A 15,950-nucleotide genomic window follows, 5' to 3' on the forward strand; every position below is an offset into this window, starting at 1 on the left:
AGCGCCGGTAAGAAAAAGGGCGACCCTGTGGTCGCCCTTTTTTGTGTTTACGCCTTCAGTCGAATAGGCGTTTGGCTACGTCGCGGAAGTGGCTGGCAAAGTGAACCGTCATGCCTTCGCGCAGGTAGGCGGGTAGTTCATCGTAATCGCCACGGTTGGCCTCAGGCAGAATCAGTTCATGGATTGCCTGCCGGCGGGCAGCAATAACCTTTTCGCGTATGCCTCCCACTGGCAGAACGTGTCCGGTCAGGGTGATCTCTCCTGTCATTGCCAGGCCACTGCGGGGGGCCTTCTGTCGGGCCAGCGACAGCAGTGCGCTGGCGATGGTAATCCCGGCGGATGGGCCGTCCTTCGGCGTGGCACCCTCCGGAACGTGCAGGTGCACGAATGCTTCGTCGAAGAAGCTGCGATCCGCTTTGTAAGCAGCCAGATTGGCGCACAGGTAGCTGTAGGCGATCTCGGCCGACTCCTTCATCACGTCGCCTAATTGGCCGGTGAGCTTGAAACCGCGGTTAAGGGTGTGGATGCGCGTAGCTTCGACCGGCAACGTTGCTCCGCCCATTGAGGTCCAAGCAAGCCCGGTGATGATGCCGGTACCCTTGAGCTGCTTTTCGGTGCGGAAGGCGGGTGTGCCGAGCAGCTTCTTCAGATCCGCCGGTTTGATGCTGATGCGGGTGTCCGGCTCTTCCAGCAGTTGCACCACGGATTTGCGCACCAGTTTTCCGAGCTGCTTGTCCAGGTTCCGTACGCCAGCCTCGCGGGCGTAGCCTTCGATGACCTCACGCAACGCCTTATCAGTAATGCGCAGCTGGCTCTTGCGCAGCCCGGCGCGTTCCAGCTGCCGCGGCCAGAGGTGGTGCTTGGCAATCGCCAGTTTTTCCTCGCTGATATACCCGGACAGCCGAATCACATCCATGCGGTCCAGCAGTGGGCCCGGAATGCTGTCTAGCGTATTGGCGGTGCAGACGAACAAGACGTTGGACAGATCCAGTCGCAGGTCCAGATAGTGATCGAGGAACTGGCTGTTCTGTTCAGGGTCAAGGGTTTCCAGGAGCGCAGAGGCTGGGTCACCTTGATGGCTGGCACCGAGTTTGTCGATCTCATCCAGCATGATCACCGGATTCATGACGCCAACGTCTTTCAATGCCTGCACAAATTTGCCGGGCATCGCGCCGATATAGGTGCGTCGATGGCCCTTGATCTCAGCCTCGTCGCGCATGCCGCCAACGCTGAAGCGGTAAAAGGGACGATCCAGGCTTTCTGCGATCGAACGACCGATACTGGTCTTGCCCACGCCGGGTGGGCCTACCAGCAGAATGATTGAGCCAGAGATCGATCCGCGAAACGCACCAACGGCAAGGAACTCCAGGATCCGGCTTTTGACATCCTCCAGGCCGTCGTGATCGCGATCAAGAATGCGTCGTGCCCGTTTCAGGTCAATACGATCGGGATGGGTAATACCCCATGGCAGGGCGGTTGCCCAGTCCAGGTAGTTGCGGGTTACCGCGTACTCGGGCGAGCCCGTTTCCAGCACTGACAGCTTGTCCAGCTCCTCGTCGATACGCTGGGCTACTGCATCGGGCAAGGTTTTGCCCTGCAGGCGTTGACGAAACTGTTCGATATCGGCGGTACGGTCATCCTTGGACATGCCCAGCTCTTTCTGGATGATCTTGAGCTGCTCCTTAAGGAAGAACTTGCGCTGATGCTCGCCCAGATTGCGGTTCACTTCAGCGGTGATCTCTCCCTGAAGGCGGGCGACATCGATCTCTTTCTTCAGCAGTACCAGCACCTTCTCCATTCGGCGCAGGACGCCAACCGTGTCGAGCACCTCCTGCAGTTCTCCGCCCTTGGCGGATGTCAGTGCGGCAGCAAAGTCTGAAAGCGGCGACGGGTCGTTGGGGCTGAAACGGTTGAGGTAATTCTTCAGTTCCTCGCTGTAGAGCGGGTTTAGCGGCAACAGCTCCTTGATCGCATTGATCAGGGCCATCGCATAGGCGCGTACCTCATCACGCTCATCAGCGGGCGAGCGGGGGTACTCGACCTCGACCAGGTAGGGTGGCTTGTGGCTTAGCCACTGGGTAATGCGGACTCGCGTCAGGCCCTGCGCAATGAACTGGATCTTGCCGTCTTCACGGACCGCGTGGTGAATGCGTACTGCGCAGCCGGTTGTGGGCAACTGGGCTGGGTCGAGCTCGCCGTCTGCGGGCAGCGGTGCGTCAACGTAGAACAGCGACAAGGCTTTGTGCTGAGTGTTGGCGACGCGTTCGATGGTTTCGTGCCAGGGGCTCTCATTGACCACCACAGGCATGACCTGGGCAGGAAAAAAAGGTCGGTTGTTGATCGGCAGTAAGTACAGTTTGTCTGGCAGGTTCTGCTCGGGTACTACCAGACCAGTGCCGCGCCCTTCGTTGGCATCCTCGGCGGCGTGCTCAATGTAATCGGTATCCTGATCGTTCATCGGTTCACCTTGTGTGTACGGCTCATGTTGAAGAAGTGGCGACGGCGCAGAACGATTTCAATAGCAGAAATGTGTAGCGTTTTGTGGCAGGATGAGCGTCGTTTTTCCTTTTCCCGATGTCCGCCTGATGCGAACCCGAATACTGGATTTGCCCGTTCAGACCGCGATTCACGCGCACCCCGAGCACCAGCTGGTGATCGGCTTGAGCGGCTGCGCCGATTTTGAGGTTCAGGGGCAAGGCGGAGCGGTCAATCGTTTGCACGCTTGTGTGGTGCCGGGGGGCGAGGCGCATGCCTTTTCCGGGCGCGGCCAGAACCACATGCTGATAATGGACCTGCCGGGCGCTGGCGGTGAGTACGGTCTGGGCGACAGCATGGCGCGGCTGTTTGAGCGACCACGTTTTCTGCAATTGGATCATCAGATGCAGGGGTTGCTGGATTTCGCCCAGCACGCGCTGGCTGACCCGCGGCCTGACCAGGATGGGCTCAACTGGCATCTGGGTGGGGTGCTACTGGCCGCATTGCAGCGTCGGGTTTCGGATAATCTGGTCGAGCCGCCACGCCGCAGTGCGCTGAACTCCACGGAATTGCAGCGTCTGGACGCCTACGTTGCAGCCAACCTGGATCATCCGATCAGCGTTGCTGCGCTGGCTGCTCAGGTGTGCGTGAGCAGCAGCCACTTTCATGCGCTGTTTCGCGAGTCTACCGGGGTGACTCCTCATCAGTATGTACTTGCATTGCGTCTGCGGGAGGCCTCGCGGCTGTTGCAGGAGACCGACCTCCCGGTGGCGGAGGTCGCCAGTCGCTGCGGGTTCTCCAGTCAAAGTGCGCTGACCCATGCAGTGCGTCGTCAGTGGGGGCAGACGCCCCGCGGCTTGCGTCTCGGGCGCCTCTGAACTAATCCCTCTCGCGGTCCCGTGTGGCCGCCAGCCTTGACGTTACCACCCCTCTGATCGCCAACGACGCGCGCGTCTTATCGGCAATCAAGCCGCCGAATGCTGCGGCAGTGTCCCGAGTTTTTAACAAAAACATCAGAGCTTTCTGCAAGATTCCTGCGTTCTGCGCTTCTACAGTCGACTGTCGGCCCCTGTGACTGCCCATGGGCCGGTCGGCGATCGTGCCGAGTCAATCACAACAAACGGGATGATTCGTTCTCTGTGCCCGGATGGTCTAGGGTTGTAGTAGGCGAACTCATATGTCCGAGCGCTCCGTTGAGCGTCGGTCAATCCAGGAGCATGCCAGAATGTTTAAAGCCAGCGAGGTGCTGCAGGGCGATTTCCTGCGCAGCCAGCCAAGTGAATTCCTGCACAGGGTCAGTGCCAACTACGCCGTTGACGAAGACGGCTACCTGCGTGAACTGATTGAGCTGGCGCAGGGGCAGGATCTGAGCGCTATCGCGCGCAAGGCCAGTCAGTTGATCGTGGACGTGCGCAAGCGTGACAACGCGGTCGACAGTATCGATGCGCTGCTGCAGCAATACAGCCTGGATACTCAGGAAGGCATCATGCTGATGTGTCTGGCTGAAGCGCTGCTGCGCGTGCCGGATGCCGACACCGCTGACGCACTGATCCGCGACAAGCTGAACGCGGCGCAGTGGGATCGTCATCTGGGCCAGAGTGAGCACACCCTGGTTAATGCCGCCGCTTGGGGGCTGGTGATGACCGGCAAAGTGGTCAACATGGACCAGCGACAGGATGGCACGCCCGGTACCGTTCTGGGTCGCCTGGTGAAGCGCAGCGGCGAGCCAGTTATCCGTGCGGCAATGATGCAGGCCATGAAAATCATGGGCCGTCAGTTCGTGCTTGGCCGCACCATTACTGAAGCGCTGAAGAACGGTAAGCCCCAGCGCGATGATGGCTACACCTATTCCTTTGACATGCTCGGCGAAGCAGCACTGACCCGCGCCGATGCCGAAAAGTACTTTCAGGATTACAGCAAGGCGATTGCCGCGCTGGTAGAAGACAAATACAAAGGCCGCAGTCCGAAGCCAACTATTTCGATCAAGCTGTCTGCGCTGCATCCGCATTACGACACCGCCCGTGAGGAGCAGGTGCTCAAGGAGCTGGGAGATAGCGTTCTTGCTCTGGTGCGTCAGGCCCGTGTTGGCGATGTTGGTATTACCATCGACGCCGAAGAAGCGGACCGCCTTGAGCTGTCACTCAAGCTGTTCGAGCGCGTTTACCGCCACCCGGATGTGCAGGGGTGGGGCAACTTCGGCCTCGTGGTTCAGGCCTACTCCAAGCGTGCACTGCCAGTCCTGTGCTGGCTGACACTGGTTGCCCGCTCGCAGGGCGACCGTATCCCGGTCCGTCTGGTCAAGGGCGCCTACTGGGACTCCGAGATCAAGTGGTCGCAGCAGGCTGGTCTTAGCAGCTACCCGGTATTTACCCGTAAGGAGGCGACTGATGTCTCCTATCTGGCTTGTGCCCGCTACCTGCTCAGCCCGCTGACTGAAGGGCATATCTACCCGCAGTTCGCTACCCACAACGCACACACTGTTACCTGCATTCTGGAGTTGGCAGGTCGCCGCGAGTTTGAATTCCAGCGCCTGCACGGCATGGGCGATGCGCTCTACGATACCGTTATCGAGCAAGCCAAGTGCCCGGTCCGCATTTACGCGCCGGTTGGTGCCCACAAGGATCTGCTGCCCTATCTGGTGCGCCGTTTGCTGGAGAACGGGGCCAACTCGTCGTTTGTGCATAAGCTGGTTGATCCGCGAGTGCCGGTCGAGAGCCTCACTGCACACCCGGTTACCACGCTCAAGCGCCATGAGCCGTTAGCTAATCCGCGTATTCCGCTGCCGCCAGCACTGTTCGGCGAGTCACGCCGCAACTCACGCGGCGTGAACATGAATATCCTGAGCGAATGGTTGCCTCTCAAAGAGGAGCTGGACAAGTGGTGGGATGCCCGCTGGACCGGCGCTCCGCTGGTCAACGGCAAGCGCTTGAACGGTGAGTCGCGCGCAGTCATGTGTCCGTACGAGCTGAGTCATCAGGTTGGCGAGGTAGTGTGGGCTTCGGCAGATCAGACCCGTACAGCGATTGATGGCCTCAGTGACGCTTTCGTACGCTGGAATGCAACGCCGGTTGATGAGCGCGCGGCGATTCTTGAACGCACCGCGGATAAGCTTGAAGAGCACATGCCCGAGCTGATGGCGTTGTGTACCCGCGAGGCTGGCAAGCTGCTGCAGGACGGTATCGATGAAGTGCGCGAAGCGGTCGACTTCTGCCGTTTCTACGCGATGCAGGCGCGTCAGCGCTTCGCCACCATTACGCTGCCCGGGCCGACTGGCGAAAGCAATGAGTTGTACCTGCAGGGGCGGGGGGTGTTCGCCTGTATCAGTCCGTGGAACTTCCCATTGGCGATCTTCCTGGGTCAGGTCAGTGCTGCGCTGGTTTGCGGAAACACCGTGGTTGCCAAGCCGGCTGAACAGACCAGTCTTGTGGCTATACGTTGTGTTGAACTGATGCACGAGGCCGGTTTGCCCGGTGACGTGCTGGCGCTTCTGCCGGGTGATGGAGCGCAGGTAGGCAGCGTGATCACGTCTGACCCGCGCATTGCTGGCGTGGCCTTTACTGGATCTACGCAGACAGCGCACGTGATCAATCGCGCGCTGGCTGCGCGCAACGGCGCCATCGCGCCAATGATTGCCGAAACCGGCGGTCAGAACGCTATGATCGTGGATTCCACCGCGCTGCCTGAGCAGGTCGTGAACGACGTAGTCAGCTCTGCTTTCCAGAGCGCTGGCCAGCGTTGTTCGGCGCTGCGGGTACTGTTCGTGCAGGAGGATATTGCCGAGCGCGTAATCGAGTTGCTAAAGGGGGCTATGGCCGAGCTGCATGTCGGTGATCCGGCACGCCGCGATACTGATGTGGGTCCGGTGATTGATGCCGATGCTCGCGACGGTCTGCTCAAGCACGTGCGTGAGATGAAGCAGGCTGGTCGCCTGATCGCTGAGACGCCGGTTCCAGACGCGCTGAACGGGCACTTTGTGGCACCGGTTGCCTTCCGCCTGGACAGCATCAACGAATTGACCGACGAGCATTTTGGTCCAATTCTGCACGTGGTGACTTGGCGTGCACGTGATCTCGACAAGATCATTGACGAGATCAACGCAACCGGCTTTGGCCTGACCCTCGGCGTGCATACGCGTAACGAGGACACCGCCGAGCATATTGATGCGCGGGTACGAATTGGTAATGTGTACATCAACCGTAACCAGATCGGTGCGGTCGTTGGCGTGCAGCCTTTCGGTGGTCAGGGCTTGTCGGGTACCGGCCCCAAGGCGGGTGGTCCGCATTATCTGCTACGGTTTGTCACTGAGCGCACGCGGACAATCAACACCACAGCTGTGGGTGGTAACGCCAGTCTGCTGTCGCTGGGCGATGGGGAGCCGTAAGGTAACTGGTAAAGAAGCAACAGGGATGAATGAGCAGCAAGGACAGTTCAGCAACCATGGATGCGCGGGCGGCTCACGCTGACGACATTGACCGTCATGGCGCCGGCGGGTGTGCAGTCCGCCGGCGAGACCGATTCAAGCATCTCTAAGAGAGAGAATAAAAATGGAAGGTAATACTGCAGTCGTTACAGCGACGTTTATTGTGTACATCGGGGTGATGCTCGCGTTGGGCTATATCGCCTACAAGCGCACCACTAACCTGTCGGACTACATCCTCGGTGGGCGCTCACTCGGTCCGGGTACCGCAGCGCTGTCTGCTGGCGCGTCGGACATGAGCGGCTGGTTGTTGCTGGGGCTGCCCGGTTACGCACTTTCGGCGGGCTATGAGGCCTCCTGGATTGCGATCGGCCTGCTACTCGGCACTTGGGGAAACTGGCTGATTGTTGCGCGTCGTCTGCGCGTTTACTCGCATCTGGCCAGCGACTCGCTGACCTTGCCCGCGTACTTCGAGAACCGCTTTGCAGACAACAGCCGCATGTTGCGCGTGATTTCCGCAATCTTCATTCTGCTGTTCTTCCTGTTCTATACCAGCTCCGGTCTGGTTGCGGCAGGCAAGCTGTTCGAGAGCACCTTTGGTTTCGGTTATGAGGTGGCAGTGGTGGTCGGTACTCTGGCGATCATCTCGTACACCTTCTTTGGTGGCTTCCTGGCGGTGTCCTGGACAGACGTGATTCAAGGCCTGTTGATGGCCGCCGCGCTGGTAATCGTGCCGGTTATGGCGCTCAACGTCGTAGGTGGTTGGGATGCCGTGCATGGTGCAATGGAGGCGCGCAACCCGGAGCTGCTCAATCTGTGGACCAATGTTGAAGGCGAGCCTCTGGGCTTCATTGCCATTATCTCGCTGCTGGGTTGGGGTCTCGGCTATTTCGGTCAGCCGCACATTCTGGCGCGCTTCAAGGCAATCGAAAGTGATGCTGCCCTGCCGACAGCCCGCCGCATTGCCGTGCTGTGGACTGGTGTCTGCCTGTTGGCGTCCCTGGTTATCGGTTGGATCGGGATTGGCTACTTTGGTGAGGCCGGTCTGGCTGATGCCGAGACCGTGTTCCTCGCACTGGTTCAGGCGCTGATGCATCCGCTGGTTGCCGGTATTCTGCTGGCTGCCGTGCTGGCGGCGATCATGTCTACCGCCGATTCTCAGCTGCTGGTGTCTTCATCTGCGCTTGCAGAGGACTTCTACAAGGCGCTGTTCCGTCGCGATGCATCCCAGCAGGAGCTGGTGTGGGTTGGTCGTGCGGCGGTGATCGGTATCGCGGCACTGGCTCTGGTGTTTGCCTTCAACCCGGAGAGCACCGTACTGGGGCTCGTATCCTACGCATGGGCCGGCTTTGGCGCTGCCTTCGGTCCGGCGATTATCCTGTCGCTGTTCTGGCGTCGGATGAACCGCTTTGGCGCGCTGGCCGGCATCATCGTTGGTGGTGTGACCGTGGTGGTCTGGAAGCAGATCGATAGCGTTGGTCTCTACGAGATCATCCCGGGTTTCATCCTGGCAACCATCGCGATTGTCGTGGTGACGCTGATTACCCCGGCCCCGGAAGGTAAGGTAACCGAACAGTTCGACGACATGGCCTCGCGCTTCTGATCGTTTGAACGAAAAAACCGCCGGCCCTTGCGGGCTCGGCGGTTTTTTTATGTCTGCGAAAAGCTAAGGAGTCGCAGACGCTGAGCAGGAAGGTAAATTCCTCAGCAATTTCGCGCATGGCCTGGTAGCGGCCGCTGGCACCCCCGTGGCCTGCGCTCATTTGCGTGCGCAGCAATAGTGGCGCAAGGTTCTTGCGAGTAGCGCGTAGCCGTGCGACCCATTTTGCCGCCTCCCAGTACTGGACTCGGACGTCGTGATAGCCTGCCGTTACGAACAGGGCAGGGTAGGGCTGTTCTCGCACATTTTCATAGGGCGCATAGCCTTTGATCCGTTGCGCAACCTCGGGCTCGTTCGGGTCTCCCCACTCTTCATATTCGCCGATAGTCAGTGGCAGATCCGGATTGTTCATGGTGTTCCAGACGTCGACAAAGGGTACGTCTGCCACTGCCGCATGAAACAGGTCGGGGCGCTGATTGATCACGTTACCAATCAGCAGGCCGCCTGCGCTGCCGCCGGTGATGACCAAGTGATCGGGCGAGGTTTTGCCGAGCTCGATCAGGTGTTCGGCGCACTGGATGAAGTCGCTGAAGGTATTGGTCTTGTGTTCCAGCTTGCCTTGTTGATACCAGTGCTCGCCCATTTCCGCGCCGCCGCGAACGTGTGCGATTGCGAAGCGCCATCCGCGCTCCAGCAGCGACAGGCGGGCATGGGAGAACCAAGGGTCCATCGATGCGCCGTAGGCGCCGTAGCCATACAGATAGAGCGGACTACTGTCGCCCGCATCCTGACGCTCGATCAGGCTGATCGGGATGCGCGCACCGTCATCAGCGATTGCCCACAGGCGCTCAACTCGGTAGTCCTCGGGATTAAACGGGCCTTCGACCGGAGTTTGTTTGAGTACACGCTGTTCGCCGGTGGCGAGGACCAGGGCGCGAACTTCGGCAGGGCGGTTGAGTGACTCGTAGCGCAGGCGAACCTGCGGGCTGTGATATTCCTCGCCGGACTGTACGTGCAGGCTGTAAACCGCGTCAGGCATTTGTACCTGATAGGATTCCGCGCCTTCCGGCAGGACCTCCAGCTGGGTCAGGCCTGCGCAGCGGTATTGCAGAATCAGCGCGTTGCGCTGGACGTCGACGTCCTCAAGCGTGCGCTCTGGGTCAGCAGCGCGTAGTGGCTGCCAATATTGCTCGCCGGGCGTGGCAGGGTCGCACAGGTATAGACCGAAATTCTCTCCTGCGCGATTGCTGCGGACGACGAATCCCTGCTCGCCGTGATCTGCGTCGTATTCGTGGCCGCTGCGGCGGGGCGCCAGGCAGCGCAGCACTGTTGTCGGTTCGCCTGCCGGCAGAAAGTGACACTCGCTGGTGTTCTTGCTATTGCTGGAGACGCAGATGTAGCGATCCGAACTGGAGCGGTAAACCGACAGATAGAAAAGTGCGTCCTGCTCGTCAAATACTTTTACAGGGTCCTGGTCTCGACGGAGACGCCACAGGTGGGCTGGACGCGAGCTGTCATCCAGACTGATCGCAAACAGAGTCTGGTTATCGTTGGCCCAGCAAAGGCTGCCGCTGGCCTGCGCCAATGGCAGTTCGTATTGCTCGTCACTCACCAGCGAGCGAACGAACAGCTGGTAGACCTCGTTGCCCTGGGTATCCAGGCTATAGGCGAGCCAGTTCTGGTCGGGGCTGACGCTGAAGTCGCCCAGGTCCAGAAAGTCTTCGTTTTCGGCCAGCTGATTCAGGTCCAGCAGCAATTGTTCGGTGCCGGTGTTGATGTTCAGGCTTTCGTTTGCCGGGCGGCGGCAGCGGTAGTAACGCGGATACTCTGCTCCGGCTTCGGTGCGTTGGTAATAGAGCCATGCGCCTTTGGGGCTCGGTAAGCCGAGGTCGGTTTCTCTTATGCGGCCGCGGATTTCCTGGAATAGTTGTTCGCGCAAATCGGCATGCGGCTCCATCCAGGCTTCTGTGTAGGCATTCTCTGCTTGCAGATAGTCGATTACATCAGGGGCGTCACGCTGCTCTAACCAGCGGTAGGGGTCGTTGCCTGGTTCCTGGTGTGCGTGGGGTTGGTTGTGTTCAGGACTCATGGGTTAAAAACCGTTATGATGGCGCGGTTGATTTGATCGGACGGATAGCAGGCAATGTTCAACGAAGCAGAATATCAGACAGTCTGGTGGATTTACCTTGCGACCGCTGCGGGCTGTTGGCTGGTCTGGTGGAAACTGACCGCGCTGACCCGGTGGTGGTTTATTCGCGAGCCACTTTGCCTGGCAATGGCGGTACTGCTGTTTACGCCGATCGCTGTAGAAGCTGACAACAGCTGGATGGCGCCCGCTACGCTGATCTACCTGCTTGATACCTTCCTGTCTACCGGGGAAAACCAGGCTCGTGTGCTTGGTGAGCTGAGTTTGGTCATGTCCCTGGCGTTCGCTGTCTACGTGCCACTGGCATTAGTCCGTATGGCGCTCCAGCGTTGGTGGCGTCGGCGTCACCCGAAGGAAGAGGCGCCAGCCGCCGCTGACGCCTGAGGGGGAGTGTTTACTCGCCGGTTTTGGCTTCGTACATCATGCGTGCAAGGCGCATGATTTGTTCCTGAAACTCGGTGCGCTGAGCGTCAGTCATTGGGCACATGTTCAGTTGCTCGAACAGGCGATAACCACGTACCGAGAAGAACAGGATCGCTGCTTGGGCAAGGCCGAGCGGAGACTTTTCGAGGATATCGAACAGCCCCTGAATGTTATCTGAACTGGTCTGCAGCAGCGCGGGGTTGCTGGCAGCTGCAGCGAAGATGGCCGAGTCCAGGTTCTTCTCTTCGCTTGACTCGCTCATGTTGCTGAGCAGCAGCGCTTTGAGTTCGCGCATAGGTTCGTCGGGCAGTACGCTTTCGTAAGCGCCCCAGCGAACGCGGAAGCGCTCCAGGCGGTATTCGATCATCGCGCTCAGCAGTGCTTCGCGGTCCGGGAACATCTGCTGCAGAGTGGCTTCATCGATCTTGCTGCGCTCGCTCAGACTGGCAAATGTCAGCTGTGATGCGCCGAGTTCACTGACGATGGCTTCTGCTGCGCGAAAGATGATGACTTTAAGTGCATCCGGGTTTTGACTGCTGACCGTGGTTTCCACTGGTAACCCCCTGTTAATTGCGTTCCTGCTCGCGGCCGACTGCGCGTCGGGCGAGGGTAAAACGAGGCTTTTCGATTCGGCGCATCCGCGGGTTACCCCAGGCAGGAGCAGGGGTGTCGGATGGCATTGTATGCCGCATAGGGTACGCGCTCAGGGCGGTTGAGGCGAGCAGTTTTTAGGGTTCTACAGGCAACAAAAAACCCGGCCTGAGCCGGGTTTTTCTATTCAGTTATCGGATTAGCCGATGATCTGAATGTTTGCAGCCTGCTTGCCTTTCGGACCAGTGGTCACGTCAAAAGACACTTTCTGGTTCTCAGCCAGGGACTTGAAGCCCTGAACCTTGATCTCGGAGAAGTGAGCGAACAGGTCGTCTCCACCGCCATCCGGAGTGATGAAACCAAAACCTTTAGTGTCGTTGAACCACTTAACTGTACCAGTTGCCATTTCAGCTAATTCCTATCAAATTGAAATACTTGAGTTTGCACTCAATTAAAGCGTGGGAATCAAAGATCACGAGAATGACAAACTTACGTACTGAAAAGTGCGCTTGCAGCCTACAACTCTATCTCTTGAAAACCTACGCGCTCACTCTGCGCCTTTCAGTGGGACAAGTCAAGAGCTCAACCAGACCCCATCAAGGAGCGAATAAACGAAATTGAGTATACGACAGATTCAGGAAATGGCACGTCTTTCAAGATTTTTTTTCAATGCCCGAAAAATGCCCGTTTTATGCGCCCGTGGCCGCCCTTCGATAAGGGTAGACGTCAAGCACCTGGCCAGCCCTGATCTGCTCCTGCAGGCCTTGCCAATAGCTGGCTTCAAACAGGTCGCCGTGCAGTCGCGAGAACTGCCTGCGCTGATTCATGTCGGCGAAAAGGAAGACTGGGAACTCTTCTGGGAACACGTCAGTCGGTGATACCGAATACCAGGGTTCGGATGCCATCTCCTGCTCTGGATAAAGCGCTTCAGGGATTACCCTAAAGTTAACTTCCGTGAGATAGCTGATTTCATCGTAATCATAAAAGACCACGCGGCCGTGGCGGGTAACACCGAAATTTTTCAATAACATGTCGCCCGGGAAAATATTGGCAGCGGCCAGTTCCTTGATTGCTTTGCCGTAGTCCAGCAGCGCGTCATAGGTTTGCTGTTCACTGGCATTTTCCAGATAGATGTTGAGCGGGGTCATCCGTCGTTCGGTCCAGCAGTGACGAATGAGAATGGTGTCGCCTTCCTCAATCACGGTGGACGGCGCGACCTCCAGCAGCTCCTGGAGGCACTCGGGGTCAAAGCGATCGCGCGGGAAGCGGAAATCGGCGAACTCCTGGGTGTCGGCCATCCGGCCGACACGGTCGTGGCGCTTCACCAGTCGGTACTTTTCGATCACGGTGGCGCGATCGATGTTCTTGGACGGGGCGAAGCGGTCCTTGATGATTTTGAATACGGTGTTGAAGCCGGGCAGGGTAAACACACTCATCACCATGCCGCGCACACCTGGCGCCATGATGAAGCGGTCGTCCGAATGGGTCAGGTGAGCGATCAGGGACCGGTAGAACTCGGACTTCCCCTGTTTGTAGAAGCCGATAGCGGTATACAGCTCGGCCAGGTGTTTGCCGGGCAGCAGGCGCTTGATGAAGGCAATCAGCTCGCTGGGTACTGCGCTCTCGACCATGAAATAGGAGCGGGTGAAGGAGAAGATGATCGACACATCGGATTCGTCGGTGATCACCGTGTCGACGCTGACACCCCGGTGTTCGCGGTTTACCAGCGGCAGCACAAAGGGCCATTGCTCCTGCTGGCTAATCAGGCGACCGACCAGATAGGCGCCTTTATTGCGATAAAACACGCTTTGCACCATCTCAGCGGTCAGGCCACGATCCATTTGCGCCCAGTCGGGTAGGCCTTGCTGCAATTCGCTGACGATCATTTCGACGTCGCGCGTCATGTCTTCCCACGGTACGTCAAAGCTGTATTCGCTGAGAATCTGATGCGCCAGGCCTTGCAGCGATCCTTCCGAGATAAAGCCGCGGGTCATCGAAATACGTGATGGCGGACGAGTGGCTGGGCGTGTGCTGTGCACAAACATGGTCTCGTCGCTGATCTGATCGTGCTGGTGGAGGCTGCAGAACACCGAGTTGAACCAGGTTTCGGCCAGCTCATCGTCAAAGCGCTGGTCGATCAAGGTGATATAGGACTGACGAATGGCCGGCCAGGCGGTAACGTCGCGAACCTGTTCACCAAGTGTTGAATTGGCGAGTTGCTCGGCGGTTTCCTGCACCTGCTCTTCATAGGCGTTGATGCGCAGGGTGGACGCTTCCTGGATGTCATTCCAGCGTGTCTGTTCGAAGCGGGCGCGTGCGCCGGAGGTCAGGTCTCGAAAAATACGACGGTAGCGGTCAAAGCCGGAAAGAATCTGCTGAGCAATCTGGTCGGAAGCCTGGGACATGAATAGCGCCTGCGGGATGGGGAGCGAATGCTCGCAGCATAGCCAGTCATGACAGCGTGGGGAAGGGTGTGCTGCGATCCGCCGCACCGGACCAGGGTGCGGCGGAGGCGTTGGTTACTGCACGATTTCCTGATCGGTGAACAGGTCGGTAAACAGCATGGTCGACAGATAGCGCTCACCGGAGTCCGGCAGGATCACAACGATGGTCTTGCCTTGCATGCCCGGCTCCTCGGCGACCCGGGCGGCCGCAGCCATGGCTGCACCGCAAGAGATGCCCACCAGAATGCCTTCTTCGCGCATCAGGCGCAGAGCCATCTCCTTGGCTTCATCGTCAGTGACCTGCTCTACACGGTCGACCATGCCCAGATCGAGGTTCGACGGCACAAATCCTGCGCCGATGCCCTGAATCTTGTGGGGGCTGGGTTTGACTTCATCACCCTGCAGGGTTTGGGTGATCACCGGTGAGCTGGAAGGCTCTACTGCGATCGAGGTGATCTTCTTGCCGCAGGTCAGTTTGATGTGGCGGGAGATGCCGGTGATGGTGCCGCCCGTGCCGACACCTGCTACCAGCACGTCGATACTGCCATCGGTGTCTTTCCAGATTTCCGGGCCGGTGGTCTTCTCGTGAATAGCCGGATTGGCTGGATTCTCGAACTGTTGCAGCAGGATGTACTGCTCCGGGTTCTGTGTCGCCAGCTCCTGGGCTTTTTCAATGGCCCCCTTCATGCCCTTGGCAGGGTCAGTCAGCACCAGCTCTGCGCCCAGCGCCTTCAGCACCTTACGGCGTTCGAGGCTCATCGACGCTGGCATGGTCAGTACCAGCTTGTAGCCGCGTGCGGCGGCGACAAATGCCAGGCCGATGCCGGTGTTGCCGGAGGTCGGCTCGACAATGGTCATGCCCGGTTTCAGGCGGCCGCTGGATTCGGCATCCCAGATCATGCTCGCGCCGATACGACACTTGACCGAATAGGCAGGGTTGCGGCCTTCGATCTTGGCCAGAATGGTCACGCCCTTCGGGCCGAGACGATTGATACGAACCAACGGCGTGTTGCCGATGGCCTGGGAGTTGTCTGCGAAGATGCGGCTCATGGCACGACTCCTTGTTGTAAGTGCTGCAGGGCAGGGGGTAATCAGGCCAATCAGCCTATGCCCGGCGCCGGCGCCCGTCAATGCGATGCGCGGTGCTGTTGGGTGCCTCGGGAGCGCAAATCTCGTTGCTAATAATGAGGGGGTATCAGCCAGCCTTTGGTTGTGCCCTGTCGCGTTTACAGTGAAAATCGTCGCAAGCTATAGTGCTTGATCCATTTTTCGTGCAATGCCTGGTCTTTATTACACCGGGCTCCGGCCCAAGGAACACTCAGATGAAGTTCGAAGGTACTCAGTCCTACGTCGCAACCGACGACCTCAAACTGGCGGTCAATGCTGCCATTACCCTGGAACGCCCACTGCTGATCAAGGGCGAGCCGGGCACGGGTAAAACCATGCTGGCCGAGCAACTGGCCGAGTCCATGGGCGCCAAGCTGATTACCTGGCACATCAAGTCCACCACCAAGGCGCATCAGGGTCTGTACGAGTACGATGCGGTTAGCCGTCTGCGTGACTCTCAGCTGGGCGTCGACAAGGTGCACGACGTTGCCAACTACATCAAGAAAGGCAAGCTGTGGGAGGCGTTCGAATCTGAAGAGCGCGCCATCCTGCTGATTGATGAAATCGACAAGGCCGACATCGAGTTCCCGAACGACCTGCTGCAGGAACTCGACAAGATGGAGTTCTACGTTTACGAGACCAACCAGACCATCAAGGCCAAGCAGCGCCCGATCATCATCATCACCTCGAACAACGAGAAGGAGCTGCCGGACGCCTTCCTGCGCCGCTGCTTCTTCCACTACATCG

The 15,950-nt window shown here is 58.8% G+C and carries 11 protein-coding genes; 5 read left to right on the forward strand and 6 right to left on the reverse strand.

The genetic code is table 11. From position 1 onward, the window contains the following. Window positions 1-55: 55 nt before the first annotated feature. Window positions 56-2,458, reverse strand: coding sequence for an endopeptidase La (gene lon, locus AAFM31_RS13465; protein WP_341708444.1), 2,403 nt, complete (start codon window positions 2,456-2,458; stop codon window positions 56-58). Window positions 2,459-2,585: 127 nt separating this feature from the next. On the opposite strand from lon, the gene AAFM31_RS13470 reads away from it, so the two are divergent. The 3 genes from AAFM31_RS13470 to putP all read left to right on the forward strand — a co-directional run bounded on the left by AAFM31_RS13470 (window position 2,586) and on the right by putP (window position 8,495). Next, a complete protein-coding gene (locus AAFM31_RS13470; RefSeq protein WP_341708445.1) occupies window positions 2,586-3,353 on the forward strand; it encodes an AraC family transcriptional regulator in 768 nt (255 codons plus the stop codon). A 347-nt stretch (window positions 3,354-3,700) separates the two neighbouring features. Continuing rightward, a complete protein-coding gene (putA, locus tag AAFM31_RS13475; protein WP_341708446.1) occupies window positions 3,701-6,856 on the forward strand; it encodes a bifunctional proline dehydrogenase/L-glutamate gamma-semialdehyde dehydrogenase PutA in 3,156 nt (1,051 codons plus the stop codon). A 163-nt stretch (window positions 6,857-7,019) separates the two neighbouring features. After that, window positions 7,020-8,495: a sodium/proline symporter PutP gene (gene putP / locus AAFM31_RS13480; RefSeq protein ID WP_341708447.1), complete on the forward strand. Its 1,476-nt coding sequence runs from the start codon at window positions 7,020-7,022 to the stop codon at window positions 8,493-8,495. Here putP and AAFM31_RS13485 read toward each other — a convergent pair. Then, window positions 8,434-10,581, reverse strand: a complete 2,148-nt coding sequence (locus AAFM31_RS13485; RefSeq protein ID WP_341708448.1) for a S9 family peptidase — start codon at window positions 10,579-10,581, stop codon at window positions 8,434-8,436. The genes putP and AAFM31_RS13485 overlap by 62 nt on opposite strands. Before the next feature lie 54 nt (window positions 10,582-10,635). On the opposite strand from AAFM31_RS13485, the gene AAFM31_RS13490 reads away from it, so the two are divergent. After that, entirely contained in the window at window positions 10,636-11,022 is a 387-nt protein-coding gene (locus AAFM31_RS13490) for an MFS transporter (protein ID WP_341708449.1), read from the forward strand. Between the two features lie 10 nt (window positions 11,023-11,032). Here AAFM31_RS13490 and AAFM31_RS13495 read toward each other — a convergent pair whose 3' ends face one another. The 4 genes from AAFM31_RS13495 to cysK form a co-directional block, all read right to left on the reverse strand. Further along, entirely contained in the window at window positions 11,033-11,614 is a 582-nt protein-coding gene (locus AAFM31_RS13495; RefSeq protein WP_341708450.1) for a TetR/AcrR family transcriptional regulator, read from the reverse strand. Between the two features lie 237 nt (window positions 11,615-11,851). Continuing rightward, window positions 11,852-12,058: a cold-shock protein gene (locus AAFM31_RS13500; protein ID WP_083727464.1), complete on the reverse strand. Its 207-nt coding sequence runs from the start codon at window positions 12,056-12,058 to the stop codon at window positions 11,852-11,854. A gap of 283 nt (window positions 12,059-12,341) precedes the next feature. After that, on the reverse strand, window positions 12,342-14,057 hold the full coding sequence (aceK, locus tag AAFM31_RS13505; protein ID WP_341708451.1) for a bifunctional isocitrate dehydrogenase kinase/phosphatase: 1,716 nt from the start codon (window positions 14,055-14,057) through the stop codon (window positions 12,342-12,344). Between the two features lie 114 nt (window positions 14,058-14,171). Then, window positions 14,172-15,146: a cysteine synthase A gene (gene cysK, locus AAFM31_RS13510; RefSeq protein WP_341708452.1), complete on the reverse strand. Its 975-nt coding sequence runs from the start codon at window positions 15,144-15,146 to the stop codon at window positions 14,172-14,174. Window positions 15,147-15,418: 272 nt separating this feature from the next. Between cysK and AAFM31_RS13515 the strand changes: the two genes are divergently transcribed. After that, window positions 15,419-15,950, forward strand: a 532-nt coding sequence (locus AAFM31_RS13515) for a MoxR family ATPase (protein ID WP_341708453.1), incomplete at its 3' end; no start/stop codon positions are given.

Origin of the sequence: Halopseudomonas sp. (assembly GCF_038130085.1) — a bacterium.
Taxonomy (GTDB): Bacteria; Pseudomonadota; Gammaproteobacteria; order Pseudomonadales; family Pseudomonadaceae; genus Halopseudomonas.

Excerpts from the sequence above, each read along its gene's own strand:
- putA (WP_341708446.1), top strand. The coding sequence starts at position 3,701 with ATGTTTAAAGCCAGCGAGGTGCTGCAGGGCGATTTCCTGCGCAGCCAG.
- AAFM31_RS13500 (WP_083727464.1), bottom strand. The coding sequence starts at position 12,058 with ATGGCAACTGGTACAGTTAAGTGGTTCAACGACACTAAAGGTTTTGGT.
- putP (WP_341708447.1), top strand. The coding sequence starts at position 7,020 with ATGGAAGGTAATACTGCAGTCGTTACAGCGACGTTTATTGTGTACATC.
- AAFM31_RS13490 (WP_341708449.1), top strand. The coding sequence starts at position 10,636 with ATGTTCAACGAAGCAGAATATCAGACAGTCTGGTGGATTTACCTTGCG.
- cysK (WP_341708452.1), bottom strand. The coding sequence starts at position 15,146 with ATGAGCCGCATCTTCGCAGACAACTCCCAGGCCATCGGCAACACGCCG.
- AAFM31_RS13485 (WP_341708448.1), bottom strand. The coding sequence starts at position 10,581 with ATGAGTCCTGAACACAACCAACCCCACGCACACCAGGAACCAGGCAAC.
- lon (WP_341708444.1), bottom strand. The coding sequence starts at position 2,458 with ATGAACGATCAGGATACCGATTACATTGAGCACGCCGCCGAGGATGCC.
- aceK (WP_341708451.1), bottom strand. The coding sequence starts at position 14,057 with ATGTCCCAGGCTTCCGACCAGATTGCTCAGCAGATTCTTTCCGGCTTT.
- AAFM31_RS13470 (WP_341708445.1), top strand. The coding sequence starts at position 2,586 with ATGCGAACCCGAATACTGGATTTGCCCGTTCAGACCGCGATTCACGCG.